16 protein-coding genes are annotated in these 17511 nt (G+C 71.2%); 6 read left to right on the forward strand and 10 right to left on the reverse strand.

The window, feature by feature from the left end; all coding sequences use genetic code 11:
• Positions 1–25: 25 nt before the first annotated feature.
• The 3 genes from ACYVK5_RS02925 to ACYVK5_RS02935 all read right to left on the reverse strand — a co-directional run bounded on the left by ACYVK5_RS02925 (position 26) and on the right by ACYVK5_RS02935 (position 2826).
• Positions 26–1432, reverse strand: a complete 1407-nt coding sequence (locus ACYVK5_RS02925) for a cellulase family glycosylhydrolase (RefSeq protein WP_460701792.1) — start codon at positions 1430–1432, stop codon at positions 26–28.
• A 113-nt stretch (positions 1433–1545) separates the two neighbouring features.
• Positions 1546–2250, reverse strand: a complete 705-nt coding sequence (locus tag ACYVK5_RS02930) for an MOSC domain-containing protein (protein ID WP_460701793.1) — start codon at positions 2248–2250, stop codon at positions 1546–1548.
• A gap of 75 nt (positions 2251–2325) precedes the next feature.
• Positions 2326–2826 carry a PH domain-containing protein gene (locus tag ACYVK5_RS02935; protein WP_460701794.1) on the reverse strand — a complete coding sequence of 167 codons (501 nt, stop codon included), beginning with the start codon at positions 2824–2826 and terminating at the stop codon, positions 2326–2328.
• A gap of 102 nt (positions 2827–2928) precedes the next feature.
• Here ACYVK5_RS02935 and ACYVK5_RS02940 point away from each other — a divergent pair, with 102 nt between their 5' ends.
• The 4 genes from ACYVK5_RS02940 (at position 2929) to ACYVK5_RS02955 (ending at position 6409) form a co-directional block, all read left to right on the forward strand.
• The gene (locus tag ACYVK5_RS02940; protein WP_460701795.1) at positions 2929–4029 is read left to right on the forward strand and encodes a metalloregulator ArsR/SmtB family transcription factor; all 1101 of its coding nucleotides are present in this window, start codon (positions 2929–2931) and stop codon (positions 4027–4029) included.
• A gap of 112 nt (positions 4030–4141) precedes the next feature.
• Positions 4142–4555 carry an arsenate reductase ArsC gene (locus ACYVK5_RS02945; protein ID WP_460701796.1) on the forward strand — a complete coding sequence of 138 codons (414 nt, stop codon included), beginning with the start codon at positions 4142–4144 and terminating at the stop codon, positions 4553–4555.
• The gene (locus tag ACYVK5_RS02950) at positions 4555–5466 is read left to right on the forward strand and encodes an aquaporin (protein ID WP_460701797.1); all 912 of its coding nucleotides are present in this window, start codon (positions 4555–4557) and stop codon (positions 5464–5466) included. Before ACYVK5_RS02945 ends, ACYVK5_RS02950 begins: the two co-directional genes overlap by 1 nt.
• Positions 5467–5677: 211 nt before the next feature.
• On the forward strand, positions 5678–6409 hold the full coding sequence (locus tag ACYVK5_RS02955) for a VOC family protein (RefSeq protein ID WP_460701798.1): 732 nt from the start codon (positions 5678–5680) through the stop codon (positions 6407–6409).
• Between the two features lie 31 nt (positions 6410–6440).
• Here the strand turns inward: ACYVK5_RS02955 and ACYVK5_RS02960 are convergent, their stop codons facing one another.
• Positions 6441–7406: a class I SAM-dependent methyltransferase gene (locus tag ACYVK5_RS02960; protein ID WP_460701799.1), complete on the reverse strand. Its 966-nt coding sequence runs from the start codon at positions 7404–7406 to the stop codon at positions 6441–6443.
• 112 nt (positions 7407–7518) lie between these two features.
• Here ACYVK5_RS02960 and ACYVK5_RS02965 point away from each other — a divergent pair, with 112 nt between their 5' ends.
• The gene (locus tag ACYVK5_RS02965; RefSeq protein ID WP_460701800.1) at positions 7519–8682 is read left to right on the forward strand and encodes an AraC family transcriptional regulator; all 1164 of its coding nucleotides are present in this window, start codon (positions 7519–7521) and stop codon (positions 8680–8682) included.
• Between the two features lie 114 nt (positions 8683–8796).
• Here the strand turns inward: ACYVK5_RS02965 and ACYVK5_RS02970 are convergent, their stop codons facing one another.
• The 4 genes from ACYVK5_RS02970 to ACYVK5_RS02985 all read right to left on the reverse strand — a co-directional run bounded on the left by ACYVK5_RS02970 (position 8797) and on the right by ACYVK5_RS02985 (position 11765).
• The gene (locus tag ACYVK5_RS02970) at positions 8797–9240 is read right to left on the reverse strand and encodes a DNA-directed RNA polymerase subunit alpha C-terminal domain-containing protein (protein WP_460701801.1); all 444 of its coding nucleotides are present in this window, start codon (positions 9238–9240) and stop codon (positions 8797–8799) included.
• 166 nt (positions 9241–9406) lie between these two features.
• Positions 9407–10324, reverse strand: coding sequence for an amino acid ABC transporter ATP-binding protein (locus tag ACYVK5_RS02975; RefSeq protein ID WP_460701802.1), 918 nt, complete (start codon positions 10322–10324; stop codon positions 9407–9409).
• A complete protein-coding gene (locus tag ACYVK5_RS02980; protein WP_460701803.1) occupies positions 10311–10973 on the reverse strand; it encodes an amino acid ABC transporter permease in 663 nt (220 codons plus the stop codon). The genes ACYVK5_RS02975 and ACYVK5_RS02980 overlap by 14 nt, the downstream gene beginning before the upstream one ends.
• Complete coding sequence (locus tag ACYVK5_RS02985; protein WP_460701804.1) at positions 10974–11765, reverse strand: amino acid ABC transporter substrate-binding protein; 792 nt, start codon at positions 11763–11765, stop codon at positions 10974–10976.
• 190 nt (positions 11766–11955) lie between these two features.
• Between ACYVK5_RS02985 and ACYVK5_RS02990 the strand changes: the two genes are divergently transcribed.
• On the forward strand, positions 11956–13560 hold the full coding sequence (locus ACYVK5_RS02990) for an amidohydrolase (protein ID WP_460701805.1): 1605 nt from the start codon (positions 11956–11958) through the stop codon (positions 13558–13560).
• Between the two features lie 98 nt (positions 13561–13658).
• Here ACYVK5_RS02990 and ACYVK5_RS02995 read toward each other — a convergent pair whose 3' ends face one another.
• Both ACYVK5_RS02995 and ACYVK5_RS03000 read right to left on the reverse strand, forming a co-directional pair.
• Positions 13659–14654, reverse strand: a complete 996-nt coding sequence (locus tag ACYVK5_RS02995) for a Gfo/Idh/MocA family protein (RefSeq protein ID WP_460701806.1) — start codon at positions 14652–14654, stop codon at positions 13659–13661.
• A gap of 178 nt (positions 14655–14832) precedes the next feature.
• Positions 14833–17157 carry an immune inhibitor A domain-containing protein gene (locus ACYVK5_RS03000; protein WP_460701807.1) on the reverse strand — a complete coding sequence of 775 codons (2325 nt, stop codon included), beginning with the start codon at positions 17155–17157 and terminating at the stop codon, positions 14833–14835.
• Positions 17158–17511: the final 354 nt, after the last annotated feature.

Below are 17511 nucleotides of genomic sequence, written 5' to 3' on the forward strand. Positions count from 1 at the left end.
ACGGAGCTCCGCCAGGCCTGCCGGTTCAGTCCGTGCAGGTCACGGTGACGTCGTCGGGAGCGATGCCGTTGGCCGTGAACCCGTAGCCGGTGGACTGGCCGGGGTTCAGGGTGCCGTTCCAGCCCACGTCGCTCGCGGTGATGGTGGATCCGCTGACGGTGTGGTCGGCGTTCCAGAGGCTGCCGATGGTGGTGCCGGCGGGCAGGGTGAACTGGGTGGTCCAGCCGGTGGTGCCGCCGGAGCCGGCGGTGACGGTGATCTGGCCCTGGTAGCCGCTGCCCCAGTCGTTCACGACGTCGAACTCGGCCTCACAGGTGCCGGGATCGTCCGTGGGGTCGTCGGTGGGGTCGTCCGTCGGGTCATCGGTCGGGTCGTCCGTGGGATCGTCGGTCGGGTCGTCCGTCGGGTCCGATCCTCCGCCGAACACGCTCGCCTTGACCGACGTCTGCGACAGCCCGTCGGGACCGGTGATGACGCGGTCTCCCCACGAGGTACGCAGGGCCGGGTCGAACTGCTGCACCAGGTCGAGGTACTCGACGCCGCCGCTGTTGCCGCTCCAGGACCAGGCGAACCAGCCGATGCCCTGGGACCGCGTGTAGGACATGATCGTGTCCTCGTCCGGGTTGCCGTCCGAGTGGTCGTGCCCGAACTCGCCCACGATGAGCGGCAGGCCCATCGCGTCGAACGCGTCGATGTAGTCCGTCACCGTCTGCGCGGCGGAGTACACCCCGTACATGTGGACGGAGAACACCGTGTTGCCGTCCGGATCGGCCGCCGCGACCTGCGGAGCCTGCTCGCGCATGGTGCCCTGCCAGTCCTGGCCCCAGTTGGGGGCGTCGACGACGATCGTGTGGTCGAACCCGGCGTCGCGCAGCCGCTGGATCGCGGCCGACGTGTCGGCAGCCCAGCCCTCGTTCGTCGCGGCGTCGTTGCCGTACGGCTCGTTGCCGATGTTGACGAGCACGTAGTCCTCGGTGCCCTCCAGCACCGACTGCAGCGAGATCCAGTAGTCGACGGCCCGGTCGAGCGTCGACGCCTCCGGCTCTTCGCCGTAGCCCGTGGTGTCGTGGTCCTCGAGAACGCAGATGAGCTCGCTCTGCCAGCAGAGGTCCAGGACGTTCTGCACGTCGTCGGGCCCGTTCTGGTTCCATCGCGTGCCGTCGCTGAGCACGACCCGCACGGCGTTCGCACCGGCGTCGTCGATGTCGGCGAACGCCCCGGTCTCGTTCTGGTACCAGGTGTGCATATGGCTGATGCCACGCAGCAGCAGTTCCGAGCCGTCGGCCTCGACGATCCGGTCGCCGTCGACGTGGATGCCGACGGCCTGGGTGTCGGCCGACTCCGCGGCACTGGGCAGCGCCACGGCCAGCGGCGCGGCGAGCAGCGCGGCACCACCTGCGGCGGCGAGCAGGGCCCTTCGTCTGGGTCGCATGAACTCCCTCGTTCCCGGGCGCACGGCGCGGGCTGTTGCTGCCCGACGACCAACCCGCGCACCCCGCGACCAATGTGGCCTCCCCGGCCCGAAAGGCCCAGGACATTAAGCGATTAATTCGTTGGAACGAGAGCCTTCTCGCAGCGGCCACGCATCTCGTCACTGAGCCGACAGTCTCCCGCGGCCTCCGCGGCGAGCAGCCGGCCTGCGAGATCGCCGAGCCCCGCCGGGTCCGACTCCCCGTACTCTCCCTCGCGCGGCTCGACGCCGCGCGCCGCGGAGAAGTACGCGGCGAACCAGTCCGCGATCCGGACGCCGTGCTCGGGCACGTGGACGACGTCGATCGCGTCGCCGGCTCCGATCTCGCCCGCCTCGGCCACCCTCAGATACGCGCCGGTACGATTCGCCGCCGTGAAGCGGCGCACCCAGCGTTCCTCGCCCATGCGACGCTGGAACGTCGCGCACGGCGTCCGCGGCTGGGTCACCTCCAGCACCGCGGAGCCGACGCGCCACCGCTCCCCGATCACGGCCGTGCTCACCGCGATCCCCGACGTGCGCAGGTTCTCGCCGAACAGACCGGGCGTGATCTCGCGGCCGAGCTCGTCCGCCCAGTACGCGGCGTCCTCCTGGGCGTAGGCGTACACGGCCTGGTCGGGCCCGCCGTGGTTGGCGCGGTCGGCCTGGATGTCCGCGTACAGGCCGAGCTTGCGGGCCTTCACCCGGCCGTCGACCGGACGCTTGTCGATGGCGGTGGCGCCCACCGAGCCGGTGTCGGGCAGCAACTGGTGGACGCGGCAGACGGCGAGGACGGATCCCATGACGGGAATCTTGCCAGGTCGTCGGTGAGCAGGTGCAACACATTTCGTCCGGCCCGGCGCCGGCCCATGGCCCTGTCAGCCGTCGCGCGGGTCGGACTTCCGGACGAGGTCCTGGAGGGTGCGCTGCACCTGTTCGACGTCGGGTACGTCGTCGAGCACCATGCCCTCGCGGTCCGAGCCGTCCGAGATGACGAGCGTGCCGCAGCCGAACAGGCGGTCGTTGAGCTGCTTCTCGAAGGTCACGTCGTTGATCCGGTAGAGCGGGATGTCCCGGCCGGTGTGCGTGAGGATCCCGGTCCGCAGCGACACCCGCTGGTTGGTGATGACGTAGGTGGTGGTGACCCACTTCAGGTACGGCGGGATCGTCGCCGCGATCATGAGCAGCACGGCGACGCCGGCCACGAACAGCGGCGCCCACGACGGCAGGCCGAACATCGGCGCCACGATCCAGGCGGCGATGACCGCGGCGCCCAGCACCACGATCCACGCGACCGGCTTGAGGAGCACCTTGCGGTGCGTCCGCAGCCGCATGATGACGGACTCACCCTCGGCAAGATGCTCATCTCGAAGACCCATGCGTGGCATATTGCCACGAAACGGAACCCCAGCGGTACGAACGTGGCCGGAACGGGCACGGCAGGACTCGACCACTGGATCGGCACGTGTCAATATAGATCCATGTCGATGCAGGAGCGGGAGAACACGGGCGGGGCCACCGCCGAGCGCCACGCCATCGGTGCCGACGCCGCGAACGCCGTCGCACACACCCTCAAGGCACTCGCGGACCCGCTGCGGCTACGCATGCTGTCTGCCATCGCCGCCGATCCCGACGGCGAGACCTCAGCGGGGGAACTCGCCACGCTGACGGACGTCGCCCAGCCCACCGTGTCGCACCACCTCAAGGTCCTGCGCGACGTGGGCCTGCTCGCCTCCGAGCGCCGCGGCACCTTCGTCCTCTACCGGATCGAACCCGGCTACCGCGGGGCGATCAACACGCTCCTGGACAAGTTCGCCCCCTCCGCCGTCAGCGTCGCGAAGGGCCCGTACACGACCGGCCTGGCCGACGTCGACCACGAGCTGACCAGCCTCGCGAAGTCCCTCGCCACCCGCGTACCGGGGACCACGCCCGAGGAGTCCCTCCGCGTGGTGCGCGAGTCGTACGCGGCGCTCGCCCGCCGGGGCGGCATCCCGACCCATCTCGTGGCGCTGACCGAGCACTTCGCCCACCAACGGCTCGACGACCTGGCCAAGGCGCGCGAGTCGGGCGACCCGGTCGGCGTCGCGCCGGACGCGTCCGATGCCTCGCCGCGCCGGACAGACACCGACCCGGCCACGACCGACGTCGTGCCCGGAACGACCCCGCCCGGCACCGCGCACAAGCCCCAGGTCCTGTTCGTCTGCGTGGCGAACGCCGGACGCTCCCAGCTCGCCGCCGCCCTCATGGCGCACTACGCGGGAGACCGCGTCGTCGTGCGGTCCGCGGGATCGGCGCCCGCGCCCGACGTGCACGACACCGTGCGGGAACTGCTCGCCGAGATCGACCTGCCCGGCGTGGAACGCATCAGCTTCCCCAAGCCGCTGACCGACGACGCCGTCCGCGCGGCCGACGTCGTCGTCACCATGGGCTGCGGCGACGCCTGCCCGGTCCTGCCGGGCAAGCGGTACGAGGACTGGGTGGTGGGCGACCCCGCCCTCGCTTCCACCACCGGGGTGGCCGCCATTCGCGACGAGCTCGACCGCCGCGTGCAGGACCTGCTCGCGGAGATCCTGCCCTCCTGACCGACGCACCCGCCCGCCCGATCGACCCCGCTCTTCCCCGCTGTCCGAAGGCCCGGGCCAGAAACGCGCCCGAAGCCGACAACCCGTACGAGAAACCACCTGGAGCACCCCGATGAACGCCACCCCCTCCGCCCTGTTCGTCTGTGTCCACAACGCGGGCCGTTCCCAGATGGCCGCGGGATTCCTGCGCGAGCTGTCCGGCGGCGCCGTGGAGGTCCGGTCGGCCGGCTCGGAACCCGCCGAGCGGATCAACCCCGTGGCCGTCGACGCCATGCTGGAGAAGGGCATCGACATCCGCGCGGAAGAGCCCAAGGTCCTGACCACCGATGCCGTGCAGGCCTCCGACGTCGTCATCACCATGGGCTGCGGCGACGCCTGCCCGATCTTCCCCGGCAAGCGGTACGAGGACTGGGCGCTCGAGGACCCCGCCGGCCAGGGCATCGAGGCCGTACGGCCGATCCGCGACGAGATCGAGAAGCGCGTGCGATCCCTGATCGCGGAGCTGGGTGTGGAGGCCGTGGCCTGATGTCGGGTACGACGACGGTCGCGGCCGGGACCGAAGGAAACATGCCGGAAGGCACGGGGTCGGCCGACCGCTCGGGAGGAGGGGAGCTGTCCGGGGCCTCGGCGGCTCTCGCTCCCGGCGAGGACGCCGCACCGGGCGCGAAGCCCCGTGAACGTGTTGCCGGAACGGCGCCCGGGCAGGTCGAGGAACTCGCGCTGTGGCGCCGTGCCGTTGCCGAGGGCCTCGGCACCTGCGTCCTGGTCACGGTCGTGGTGGGCTCCGGGATCATGGCGCAGCAGCTCTCGGACGACGTCGGGCTGCAGCTGCTGGAGAACAGCCTGGCCACGACGCTCGGCCTGGCGGTGCTGATCGCCGTGCTCGGGCCCGTGAGCGGGGCGCACCTCAATCCGGTGGTGACGCTGGTGGACTGGTTCACCGGACGCAGTGCGGCATTGCGGGATGGCGGCGGAACGGAGGACGCCCGTCCACGCCGCCGGCTCGCCGCCGCCGGGATCTATGTCGCGGTCCAGATCGCGGGCGGAATCGCCGGTGCCGTGCTGGCGAACGCCATGTTCGGCGCAGCCGCCGGGCTCGCCACGACCGACCGGGCGACAGTTCCGCACCTGCTCGCCGAGGTCGTGGCCACCGCCGGGCTCGTCCTGGTCATCCTGGGCCTGCTGCGGTCCGGACGGGAGACCTGGGTCCCCGCCGCCGTCGGGTCCTACATCGGAGCGGCGTACTGGTTCACGTCGTCGACGTCGTTCGCGAACCCCGCGGTGACCGTGGGGCGGATGTTCAGCGACACCTTCGCGGGGATCGCGCCGGGGTCGGTGCTGCCGTTCGTCGCCGCCCAGTTCGTCGGCGGCGCGCTCGCGGTGGGGCTGGCGGCGGTGCTGTTTCCCCGCGCACGCCAGGAGCGGCTCCCCGCCTGAGGTTGCGCGCCGGCGTGAGGCGGTCGGTCCGCTGTCATTGCGGTCGGCGCCTCCGGGGACCGACCGCAATGACAGCGGACCGACCGCTCGACAAAGGACCGACCTCACGTCAGTCGGCCGAGCGGCCGCGGGCGACGCCCGTGGCGATCCAGGCCGGGAGCGGCGAGTGTCAGACACCCGAGGCATGCTGATCCTGACGGAAGGATTCATCATGACCGAGACGCAGCAACCTGGGATCGCCCGCATGGGTTCGGTGGTCCTCGATGTACCGGATCTGGCCGCGTCCGCGCGGTTCTGGACGGCCATGACCGGCGGGGAGATCACGTCGCAGGACGACGAGTGGGTATCCACCCGCACGGCGGACGGCTGGAGCCTGCACTTCCAGTACGCACCGGACCTGATCCCTCCGGACTGGCCGGGCCAGGAACGTCCGCAGCAGCTTCACCTGGACCTCCGCACGCCCGACGTCGCCACGGCGAGCCAGGCAGCGGTGTCGCGCGGCGCCACGGTGCTCAGGGAGAACGAGGAGTGGACCACGCTCTCGGACCCGGCGGGACATCCGTTCGACCTCTGCGTCGCCGAGGACAACCCCGGGACCACGATCATGGGCCTGACCTTCGACGTCCCGGACTCGCACGCCGCCGTGGAGTTCTGGTCCGCGCTGATCGGCGAGCCGGTCGTCTACGACCAGGACAGCATGGCCATGACCGGCGGCGACCGGCCGCTCCTGTTCCAGCAGGTCGAGAACTACACCCCGCCCGAGTGGCCGGATCCCGCGCAGCCGCAGCAGGGCCACCTGGACGTGTACGTGGACGACCTCGACGTCGCCGAGGAAGCCACGCTCGCCCTCGGTGCGACCCGGCTCCCGCACAACGGTGAGACGTTCCGGGTCTTCGCCGACCCGGCCGGCCACCCGTTCTGCCTCTGCCTCGACGAAGAATGAGCCGCCTGCGGGTGCGTCCTGCTGCCGGGGCCTACTTCGCCTGCCCGGTCGACCCGCCGTCACGCGACGGCCGGGACGCCTGGACGTAGGTGAGACGGCCCATGGACCAGTCCTCGTGGGCGATCTCGCGGGCGTTCTCCAGGCCGGCGTCCGTCAGGAGACGAGGAATACCGTCGCCGAGGTTGGCGGCAACCACATGACTCGCCGCGCCGCGCCGGCGGATCGGGGCGGTCACGTGCCGCCACAGGTCCGCCAGGCCGCCGCCGTGGGCGTCGTGGCCGCCATGGGCGCGACCGCCGTGGACCTGGTCACCGTGGCCTTGGTCGCCATGGGCACCATGACGTTGGCTTGCGCCGCCGTGGCCGGGACCGTGGTCTCGGCCACGATCCTGGCGTGCGCCGGCGTGGCCCGAGCTGTCGTGGCCCGAACTGTCGCGCCGGGCACGGCTGGCGTCGTGCGCGGGGCTCGGAGACTCGGCCGGGCCGGCCGGTCCCCCGCCGAGGTCGAGAATCGTGACCTTCCCGCCCGGCCGCAGTACCCGGGCCACCTCGCGCGCGAACGCCGGACGCTCGTCGTCGGGCACGTGGTGCAGCGCCATGGACGAGACCACGTGGTCAACGGTGCCGTCGTCGGCCGGGAGCCGGTCCGCGAAGCCGCGCACCAGGGTCCCCTTGCGGCGGGCCCGGCGCAGCTTCCGGGCGGCGAGCTCCAGCGCCTGAGCGTCCGGGTCCAGGCCCGTGACCCGCGCGTCCGGCGCGGCGTCGAGCGCGGCGAGCAGGAGGCTGCCGGTGCCGCATCCGACGTCGAGCACGGAGTCACCATCGCGGATGCCGGCCAGCTCGACCGTCCGCGCGTACCGGCGACGCATGCCGAGCAGGCCGACGACAGCGTCGAAGAACGGCGTCAGCCAGCTCTTTCCCATCCCGGGCAGGAAGGCGCGGTCCGCCGTCTCCGGGTCGGTGCCGTCGATGATGCGGACGTCAGGTGGGGTGCTCATGATGCGGGCCTCCGTGGCTGGTGGGGTGGTACGGGCGTGATAGTCCTGGAATGCTCCTCGTGGACAGCATCGGCCGCCGCCTGGCGGCACGGCAGGACGGAACTTCGGCGGTATGGGAGATTCCTCGGGCATCACGCCAGGTTCCCGCGCGGGCTCGGACCGTTCCCGGCCCACGCGCGACACGCGCCTGCTCCGGGTGCGCTCCGACGGCACGCCCGTGTACGGCTACGACCAGCGCCCCGGGGTCCCGCCGATCGGCGTCGTACACCTGCGGACGGGCACGCACCAGGCCGTCGGACACGAGGCCGCACTGCCCGGCCGCCGCCACGTCCACGACTTCCACGTCCTGGTGTACGTGCACCGGGGTCACGGCTCGGTCCGGATCGACGGAGCCGAACGCGTGCTGCGCGCCGGCGACGTGTTCGGCGTCGCCCCTGGCCGGACGATCGAACCGGGAGATGCTCTCCCGTCGGAAGGCGGCCTCGCGTGGGCGGTGCAGTTCCTGCCCGACGTCGTCCCCGCGCTGGCCTCGGTCTCGCCGCTCGTCTGGGACCTGCATCCGCTCCTGCGGGTCTTCTCTCCGTCAGGCGCGCGGTCCGGGGCCGAGCCCGCCGCACCCGACACGCCCGCCAGGCCCGCCGTACCCGCCGTACCCGACACGCCCGCCAGACCCGCCAGACCCGCCAGACCCGCCACGCGACAGGGTCGCGACAACGCTGCCGCGGCCGGCCCGGAGCGCCACGACGGCAGCCTGACGCGCGAGACCGCCTCGGTGCCCGGTCCCGAGCGGGAGCGCTGGCGCGCCTGGTTCGAGGACCTCGCCGACGAGGCCGCTCATCCCGAGCGGACCGCCGCGCCGGAGGCGATGGTGGCCGGGCTGACGCGCATCCTGGTGGCCGCCGCCCGGCTGGCGCCAGGGCCGCCGTCGGCGGCTCCCGATCCCCTGCTCGTGCGGGTGTTCGACCAGGTGGAGACCATGTTCCGGGATCCGGTATCGGCGGGTGACGTGGCGCACGAGCTGGGGTACACACCGGGGCACCTGACGACCGTGGTCCGCGAGCGCTCGGGGCGCACCGTGGGTGAGTGGCTCACCGAGCGCCGCCTCACCGAGGCACGCCGTCTGCTCCTGGAGACCGATCTTCCGCTCGGCGCCGTCGCCGCCCGCACGGGGCTGCGTGACGGCGCCTACCTCGGCAGGCGCTTCCGCCACCGCTACGGCACAAGCCCGGACAGGTGGCGCCGGGAGCGGCGGGCCGACGCCGGACCGGCACGCTGACCTGCTTTCGGCGACGGCGGGGTCGGCGTCGTGGTCCGGACCGGGCGCTGCCGCCAACGGTCGGCGCCCGAACCCTGGGGTGCCGGTCCGCGGGAGCGCCGGTCAGGGGGCGCTTCAGTCCGTCGTCGCGCCGCTCATCGTCGCGGCCAGGGACTCCTCCACGAGCGCCGTGAAGATCCCCTCCAGCACCCGCGGTCCCACCGACCACGAGGTGAGCAGCTCGGTGACCGTGACGGTGCGGAGGTCGCCCGCGGTCTCGAGACCGTGGCGCCGGAGCACGTTCCGCTGCCGTGACGGGAGGTCGAGGTTGTTGAGGCTCAGCTCGGCGGGTAGGCGGGGGAAGACGGACCCGATGTGGCTGGTCGGCCGGTGCTGGATCGCCAGCTTGGCGACCTCCAGGGCGACCGCGGGCACCTCGGGCTCCGGCGTGGCGGCGATCGGCTCGGACCACCGGGGATCCGGCTGGTTGGCGTCGAGGCCGGCGACACCGACGAGCCAGGGAAACGCGTCCGTCCACAACACAGTGGACGGCGTCTCGGGCGCTGCTGCTTCACTCATTCAGATTCCTGGGCGCAATCTCGCATCGTGTGGGTCCGTGGTCCTAGCATCCCCAACCTCACCAGGTAATCCGGCCATGCGACACGAAAATCATGGAACTTCACCCGCTCAGGGTGGGTGAAGTTCTCAATCTCGCCCGGTCACGGGCATGCTTCCGCCGGATTTGTCACTCCATCGGGTGCAGCAGCCGGCGCAGGAAGCGCTGCGTGCGGTCCTTCCGCGGCTCCTGGAACATCCGTTCCGGGGCCCCGCGCTCGACGACGAGTCCCTCGTCGAGGAACAGCACCTCGTCAGCCACCGCGCGGGCGAACTGCAGTTCGTGGGTGACCACCACCATCGTCCAGCCCTCGTCCGCGAGCTCCTTCATCACCGCCAGCACCTCGCCGACGAGCTCGGGATCGAGGGCCGACGTCGGCTCGTCGAACAGCAGCAGTTCGGGCCGCAACGCGAGCGCCCGGACGATACCGACCCGCTGCTGCTGCCCACCGGACAGCTCGTGCGGGTAGGCGTCCCGCTTCTCGGCCAGCCCGACGCGCTCCAGCAGTGCCGTGGCGCGCTCGACGGCCTGGACCCGCGGCACGCGCTGCACCTGAACGGGCCCTTCGATGACGTTCTGCAGCACGGTGCGGTGCGGGAAGAGGTTGTGCTGCTGGAACACCATCGCCGAGCGGTCGCGGAGAGCGAACCGCTGCCGGTTGGTGACCTTCCGGGAGAAGTCGAGCACGAGCGGGTCGCCGTCGCGGCGTTCCGGGCGCGCCTCCTGGGCCCCCATCCGGGTCCCCGCCTCGCCGTCCCGCACCTGCCGAGGGGACGGAGCGGCGGTGATGGTCCCGGCGTCGGGCATCGCCAGGCCGTTGAGCGAGCGCAGCAGCGTCGTCTTGCCGGAGCCCGAGGGCCCGATCAACGCGGTGACGCTGCCCCGGCGCACGTCGAGGTCGATGCCCCGCAGCACGTGGTTGTCCCCGAACGACTTGTGCAAGCCGCGCACGGTGAGCAAGGGCGTCCCGGGCTTCGCGTCGGCACGGGGCTCCAGCACATCGCCGGGCCGGCCCGGCCCGGCACCTGTTCCGTCAGTGGGCGACATAGCGGTCCAGCCTCTTCTCGAGCGCGCTCTGCCCGGCCGCGAGGACGGTGCAGAACATCCAGTAGATCAGCGCCGCCTCCAGGTAGAGCAAGATGACCTGGTCGGGGTTCGCCGCGGCGATCTCCTGCGCCTTGCGGAACTCCTCGGTCACCAGGATGGTCGAGGCCAGCGACGTGTCCTTGACCAGCGAGATGAACGTGTTCGACAGCGGCGGCACCGACACCCGCGCCGCCTGGGGCAGCACGATCCGGCGCAGGGTCCGCGCGGTCCCCATGCCGACCGTGTACCCCGCCTCCCACTGCCCGCGCGGCACGGAGAGGATCGCGGCCCGCACGATCTCCGCGGCGTAGCCACCGACGTTCAGCGAGAACGCCACGATGGCGCTCGGCCACGGGTCGATGACGATACCCAGATTGGGCAGGCCGTAGAACACGATGAAGAGCTGCACCAGCAACGGCGTGCCGCGGATGACCGAGACGTAGGCCGTGCCGATCCAGGCCAGGATCACGTTCGGCGACAGCCGCAGCAGCGCCACGAACAGCGCGATCACCAGGCCGATCGCGAACGAGATCAGCGTCAGCGGGATCGTTCCGGTCAGCCCTCCGGACAGGATCGGCCAGAACGCGTCCCGCGCGAGTTGCCAGTCCACTTACTCGGAGACGTCGTCGCCGAAGTACTTCTCGCTCAGTTCGGCGAGCGTGCCCTCCGCGCGCAGCTCCTCGAGCGCCCCGGTGATCTCCTCGGCGAGCGCCTCGTGCTCCGGCGTCACCACGAACGCCGACTCGGAGGCCTCGTCCGTCTCCGCCGCGATCTTCAGCCCGGACTCCCCGTTCTCGTTGACGTAGTCGAGGTAGGTGAGCGTGTCGTTGATCGTGGCGTCCACCCGTCCGTCCCGCAGCAGCGAGATGGACTGTGCCCAGCCCTCGACGTTCTCGATCTCCGCGCCGGACTCCTCCGCGAGGTCGCGCCAGTTGCTCGTCAGCGACTGCGCCGTCGTCTTCCCCGCCAGGTCGGCGAACGAGTTGATGTCGTCGTTGTCCTCCGTGACGACGACCGCCCCGCGCGACACGGTGTAGGGCGTACTGAATGCGTACTGCTCCTCGCGATCCGGCGTGATCGTGACCTGGTTGGCGATCGTGTCGAACCGGCCGGCGTCGAGCCCGGCGAAGATCGCGTCCCACTGGGTCTCGGCGAACTCGATCTCGAGGTCGAGCTTCTCGGCGACGGCTGCCGCCACCTCCACGTCGTACCCCACGAGCTCGCCCGAGTCGTCGTGGTAGCTGAACGGGCGGTAGGTGCCCTCGGTCGCGACGGTCAGCGTGCCGCCGGAGACGAGCCCGAGGCCGCTGTCGTCGCCGGAGCCGCCGGACGAGCACGCGCCGAGCGCCAGGAGGGCGACCGAGGCGGCAGCGGCGGTGGCGAGTGCACGGGTACGGGTCATGGTGTGCGGACCTTTCGGATCATCGGGTGCGCGGGATGTTGTCGCGCGTTCTCCGCGACCTCGAATCGGGTCCACGGATGTTTCCCATCAACAGTAACGATGGTTGCCGTCATCCCTCGTGCGCCAGAGGGTGAGAGGTGTCACGCCGCACGGTCACGCGCGGGGGACGACCGGGGTCTACCTTGGGCTCGTGACCGGACTGATCCTCTCCCGCGGCCGGGTCCTGGGCGCGGACCACCTCGTCGACATCCAGGTGTCCGACGGTGCGATCACGCGGGTCGTGCCGGCGTCGTCCACCGACGCGACGACCCGTGGGCGCACGGCGCCGGGGGCGGGTGCCGGCGCCGGCGCCGGCGCCGGCGCGCCGGAGATCGTGGACCTGGACGGGCGGTGGGTGCTGCCGGGGCTGTGGGACGCGCACACGCACATGGAGCAGTGGGCGCTCGTCCGACGGCGGCTCGACGTCGCCCCCGCGACCTCCGCCGAGCATGCCGTCCGGCTCGTCCAGGACGCCCTCGACACGCGCGCCGCCGAGGGCGCCGAAACGGACGAGCCGCTGGTCGGCTTCGGGCTGCACTGGGCGACCTGGCCGGAGCCGCCGACGGCGGAGATGCTCGACGTCGTCGGGAACGTGCCGGTGGTGCTGTTGTCCTTCGACCTCCACTCCGCGTGGGTGAACACGGCGGGGCTGCGACGTCTGGGTGTCGAGCATCCGACCGGGCTGCTCCTGGAGGACGAGATGCTGCCCGCCGAGCAGCTCGACCACCCGTCCGGCGCGACGCTGGACCGGCTCGTGCAGAGCGCCGCCCAGGCCGCGGCGGCGCGGGGCGTGGTCGGTGTCGTCGACTTCGGCATGGACGACAACGTCGGCGCCTGGCGCCGGCGCGTGCCGTCCTGGGACGGACTGCGGGTGCGCGCGGGCGTCTGGTACTGGGATCTCGACGCGGCGCTGGCCGAGGGGCTGCGTACCGGCGACCCGCTGAGGGGTCCGGGGGGAGAGCCGGCGAAGGGATCGTCGGGCCGGCCGCTGGTCGAGATGGGGTCGCTCAAGGTCATCAGCGACGGCTCCCTGAACTCACGGACCGCCTGCTGCTTCGACCCGTACGAGGGCTCGGACGGTCCCGGCGCGCACGGCATGCTCAACGTGCCGCCGGAGGAGCTCCAGCTGCTCATGAAGCGCGCCACCGACGGCGGGCTGACTTGCGCCATCCACGCGATCGGGGACCGCGCCAACGCCCTCGCGCTCGACGCCTTCGAGATCACGGGCGCGCGCGGTTCGATCGAGCACGCGCAGCTCGTGCGGTGGTCCGACGTCGAACGCTTCGCGGCCGGCCGCGTGACCGCCAGCGTGCAGCCCGAGCACGCGATGGACGACCGTGACGTCGCGGACGGCCTGTGGCCGGACCGCACGGACCGGGCGTTCCCGCTGGCGACGCTCGCCGCCGCCGGCGTGCCGCTCGCGCTCGGGTCCGACGCGCCCGTCGCCCGCCTCGACCCGTGGTTCGCGATCGCGTCCGCGGTGACCCGGTCCCGCGGCGGCCGCGAGCCCTGGCACCCCGAGCAGGTGCTCACCGTGGAGCAGGCGCTCGGGGCGTCGACCGCGGGGCACGGGGTCACGCCCCGCGACGGCGGCCCGGCCGATCTCGTCGTCCTGGACGGTGACGTGCCGGGGATCGGCACGAACCAGGGCTACCTGGTGCAGCCCGCCGACCCGTCCGACGTCTCGGAGGCGCTTCGCACCATGCCGGTGGCGGGCACCCTCCTCGACGGGGAGTGGACGCACCGGGCGCTCTGAACCGGGCGCGACTGCGACCCGGCAGCCGGCCTCCGACGCGACCGCCGGGTCGCCAGGTGCCCGCAGGACGGCATCCTCCTGGCCGGCGACGGGACCGGTCAGTCCACGGTCTCGCCCGGGTAGACGAGGCCGATCTGGGCGCGGATCTCGTCAAGGGTGCCCATGATCGCCACCGTCTCCGCGATCGGGAGGATCTCGCCGTCCGTCCTGCCCTCGGCGATCAGCCGCTCGGCCTCCAGCGCCTGGAAGTGCATCCCGCGGCCGGTCACCTTGCCCTCGCTGGTGAACTCCTCGGTCACGGTGCCGTCGACGTCGTACACCCGGAACGACGTCGGCGTGAACCACCACGGATCGATGTCGATGCGCCCGTGGGTCCCGAGGATCGACGCCGTGACCGGCCCCCGGGTGTCCGACGCCGAGATGGTGGTGGCCAGGCGGCCGCCGTCGTACCCGAAGATGGTCGCGATCGTGGCGTCCGCGCCCGTCTCCTTGAAAGTGGCGTGCGACTGGACCGTGAGCGGCTCGCCGAACACGTCCCACGCGAACGAGATCGGGTAGATGCCCAGGTCGAGCAGCGATCCACCACCGAGCTCCAGGGCGTTGATGCGGTGGGCGGGGTCGTCGGGGAGGTCCTGGCAGTGCTCCGCCATGACGGTGCGGGCCTCGCCGAGAGTGCCTTCGGCGAGGATCTCGCGGATGCGGACCATGTGCGGCAGGTAGCGCGTCCACATCGCCTCCATCGCGAGGAGGCCCTTCGACTCGGCGAGCTCCGCGATGGCCTCGGCCTCGCGGCGGTTCAGCGCGAACGGCTTCTCCACCAGCACGTGCTTGCCGGCGTTGAGCACGAGCGCCGCGTCGGCGGCGTGCATGGGGTGCGGGGTGGCGACATAGATGATGTCGACCTCGGGATCCGCCACCAGGTCCTCGTACGAGCCGTGCGCGTGCGGGATGCCGAACTCGTCGGCGAAGGCCTTGGCCCTGTCCGCGGAGCGCGAGCCGACGGCCTGCACGGTGAGGTCATTGGCCAGCAGGTCGCTGGTGAAGGCGTGGGCGATGCCGCCCGTGGCAAGGATGCCCCAACGCAGGTGTGTCATACGACGGAGCCTAGTGGCGGACGACGACGGCCGTGGTGGCGTCTCCCTGAGCGTGTCGGCCGACGAAGCCGGCCCGGAGCGATGCCGGCTGATGCGCGGGAAGACGCACGACGTCGGCCCGCATCCTCTTGTCGAGGATGCGGGCCGACGTCGTCGTGCGGCGATCAGATGGTGCTGATCAGGACCTGCCGACCTCGATGGTCATGTGGCCGTTGCGGCTGTTCTGCGAGAGCACCTCGATGCTGGTGCCCGTGCCGCCGACGATCACCGAGTGGCCGGGGTTGGACTCGTCGTAGTAGGCGTACGGGTCGCTGTCGTCGAACGTCCTGACCTGTCGCGACCACCACGGGGTGCGCAGCACCGCCGGGGATTCCCCGAGTTCGCTGTGCAGGGACAGGCGGTCCTTCCGGTGCTTGCCGAACGTCGCGTCGTACGTCTGGATCCGGTTGCGGGCGATCGTGCCGTCCGAGAACTTCAGTGGCGTGGCTTCGGAGTCCACCGGGAGCGCCTGGCCGTGACCGGGGTGCTGGGCGGTGTTGTTGTCGCCGTACAGGCCGTTCACGTACCAGATCAGCAGGCCGTCCTGGTACGGGAAGTGCTCCACGCGGTCGGGGTTGGACTCGGTCCAGCCGAAGTTGTACGGACCTTCCTTGAGCGTGACGTCGTAACCGCCGTAGACGCGGTGCTCGGCCAGGTAGTAGTGCGAGTAGTCGACGTCGTACCTGCCGTCGACGGCGACCTGCCAGTCACCGGTCCAGTCGGAGGCGTCCTCGAAGTCCTCGAAGAGCGCGTCACCGACCGTCACCGAATCGACCACGATGGCGCGCTCCGCGACACCGCCGTCGGAGGTGTACCGGAAGCGGAGCTGAGCGGTCTCGCCGGCGTACTCCGACAGGTCGGCGGTGAGCTCGACCCAGCCGCCGGAGGAGCCGTCGATGCCGCCGCCCGGGTTGGTGCCGTTCGGGTCGTCGTCGGTGGACTCGCTCGTGGACAGCGAGGTCCAGGTGGCTCCGCCGTCCGTGGTGATGTCGACGAAGGCGTAGTCGTAGCCGGCTTCGATCTCGTAGTTGACCTGGGCGCTCAGCTCGCCGCCGGCGGGCACCGCGAACTCGGGCGACGTGAACGTCGTGTTCAGGTTGTTCCCGGTGGTCGAGTAGGCGTAGTTGCCGTCGATCGGGTCGACGCCCACCTCGATGCTCTCCGTGCCGTCGGGCAGGTTCACGAGTGCCGCCTGCGGCCGGGTCGTGGCGTGGAACGCGGGACCGAGGTCCACGGTGCCCGAGTCGTCGGCCTCGACCGTCTCGTAGTCCAGCCAGCCGAGGAAGAGCTTCTCGGTGGCTCCCATGTGGTTCGGCGTGCCGCCGATGTAGCCGTCGTCGTGGCCGTGACCGAGCCACGAGCCGGAGCTCATGAGGTTCCAGAAGCCGGTGCCGTTCTCGCCGCCGGAGGTGTCGTAGTAGTCGGGGAGCCCGAGGTCGTGGCCGAACTCGTGCGCGAACACGCCGAGGCCGCCGTTCTCCGGCTCGGTGGTGTAGTCACGGATCCAGATGTCGGTGTCACCGATCTTGACACCGCCGAGCTTCGGGAAGTCGGCCGGGCCGTCCTCCCAGAGACCGCCCTGGTTGACCGCCCAGCGGTGCGACCAGATGGCCCACGGCGGGGCGCCGGCCTCCTCGCCCTCGCCGGCGTGGATCGCCTGGAAGTGGTCGATGTAGCCGTCGGGCTCGTTGATGATGCCGTCGCCGTCGACGTCGTACCGGTCCCAGACGTCGAAGGACCGGAGGTACTCCACGACCTCGTCGTGCGTCTTGCCGGAGGCGATCTGCTGCTCGTACCAGGCGTCGGCCGCGTCCTGGATGAACGCGGTCATCGTCTCGCCGGTTTCGTCACCGTTCGCGTTGCCGGCGCCGTAGTACGACCCGCGGTGGGGAACCGTGACCCAGTCGGACACGTCGCCCTGCAGGTCGAAGCGGCCCGAGGACATCTCCTCGTAGACACCGCGGAACGACTCGCCGTTCTCGGCGCCGTTGAAGAACATGTCCATGTAGTGGTCGCGCGTGAAGTCGCTCTCCCAGTACGTGGAGTTGTCGCTCGCGGAGGGCTCCGGGATCTCGTTGTGCAGCGGCCCTGCCGGGGAGTCGGGGAAGTGGGGTGATCCCTCGCCGTCGCCGAACTCGACCAGGATCGAGAAGAGCTGCGCGGTCTCCTGGGCGCCGTACTCGACGTACTCGCCGGGGGCGATCTTGACGACGCGGGACTTCTTGCTGCCCTTGCCGCGCGTCGTGACCTTCGCCTCGCCCATGGCGACCATCTCGACCGCCTGCTGCTTCCGCTCACGCTGCTTGTCGGCGAGCGCGTCAGGACGGTCGTCCTCTCGCTGCTGAGCGAGCGTCGCCGGGTCCAGCTCCGCCTCGCTCGGCGCGGCGACCGCGCTGACGGGTACGAGTGCACCCGTGAGCAGCAGGGCCGCACCAGCGCCCACCGCACTGATTCGTGGATTCATGGATTCCTCCGGGGTGTGAGTGCCTCCGGCCCTGAGGCGGCCGGAGCACATCGGCACCCAGGGGTCGCGGTCCTGGCGCGGCGAACTGCCGCGTCGGGACCGCGACCCCGCGAGTACCGGGGTGTCCGGCCGAGCCGGAGGTGTCGGCGTCGAGTCCCTGTCAGACCTCGGCGTCCGACCCGTGACTCAATCACCGTTCCATTTCAGGAATGTTGCGTGCGGCACATTACTTCACCTGATGTCAGGAAGAAAGTGGCGAGATTCCGCCATCGCAAATGGCGGCATCCCGCCACGACTTGACATTCTGTGCGGTGGCATCGTTTCCACGGCGGCCTGGGCGCCGGAAAAAACGGT

The organism is Myceligenerans halotolerans (genome assembly GCF_054782975.1).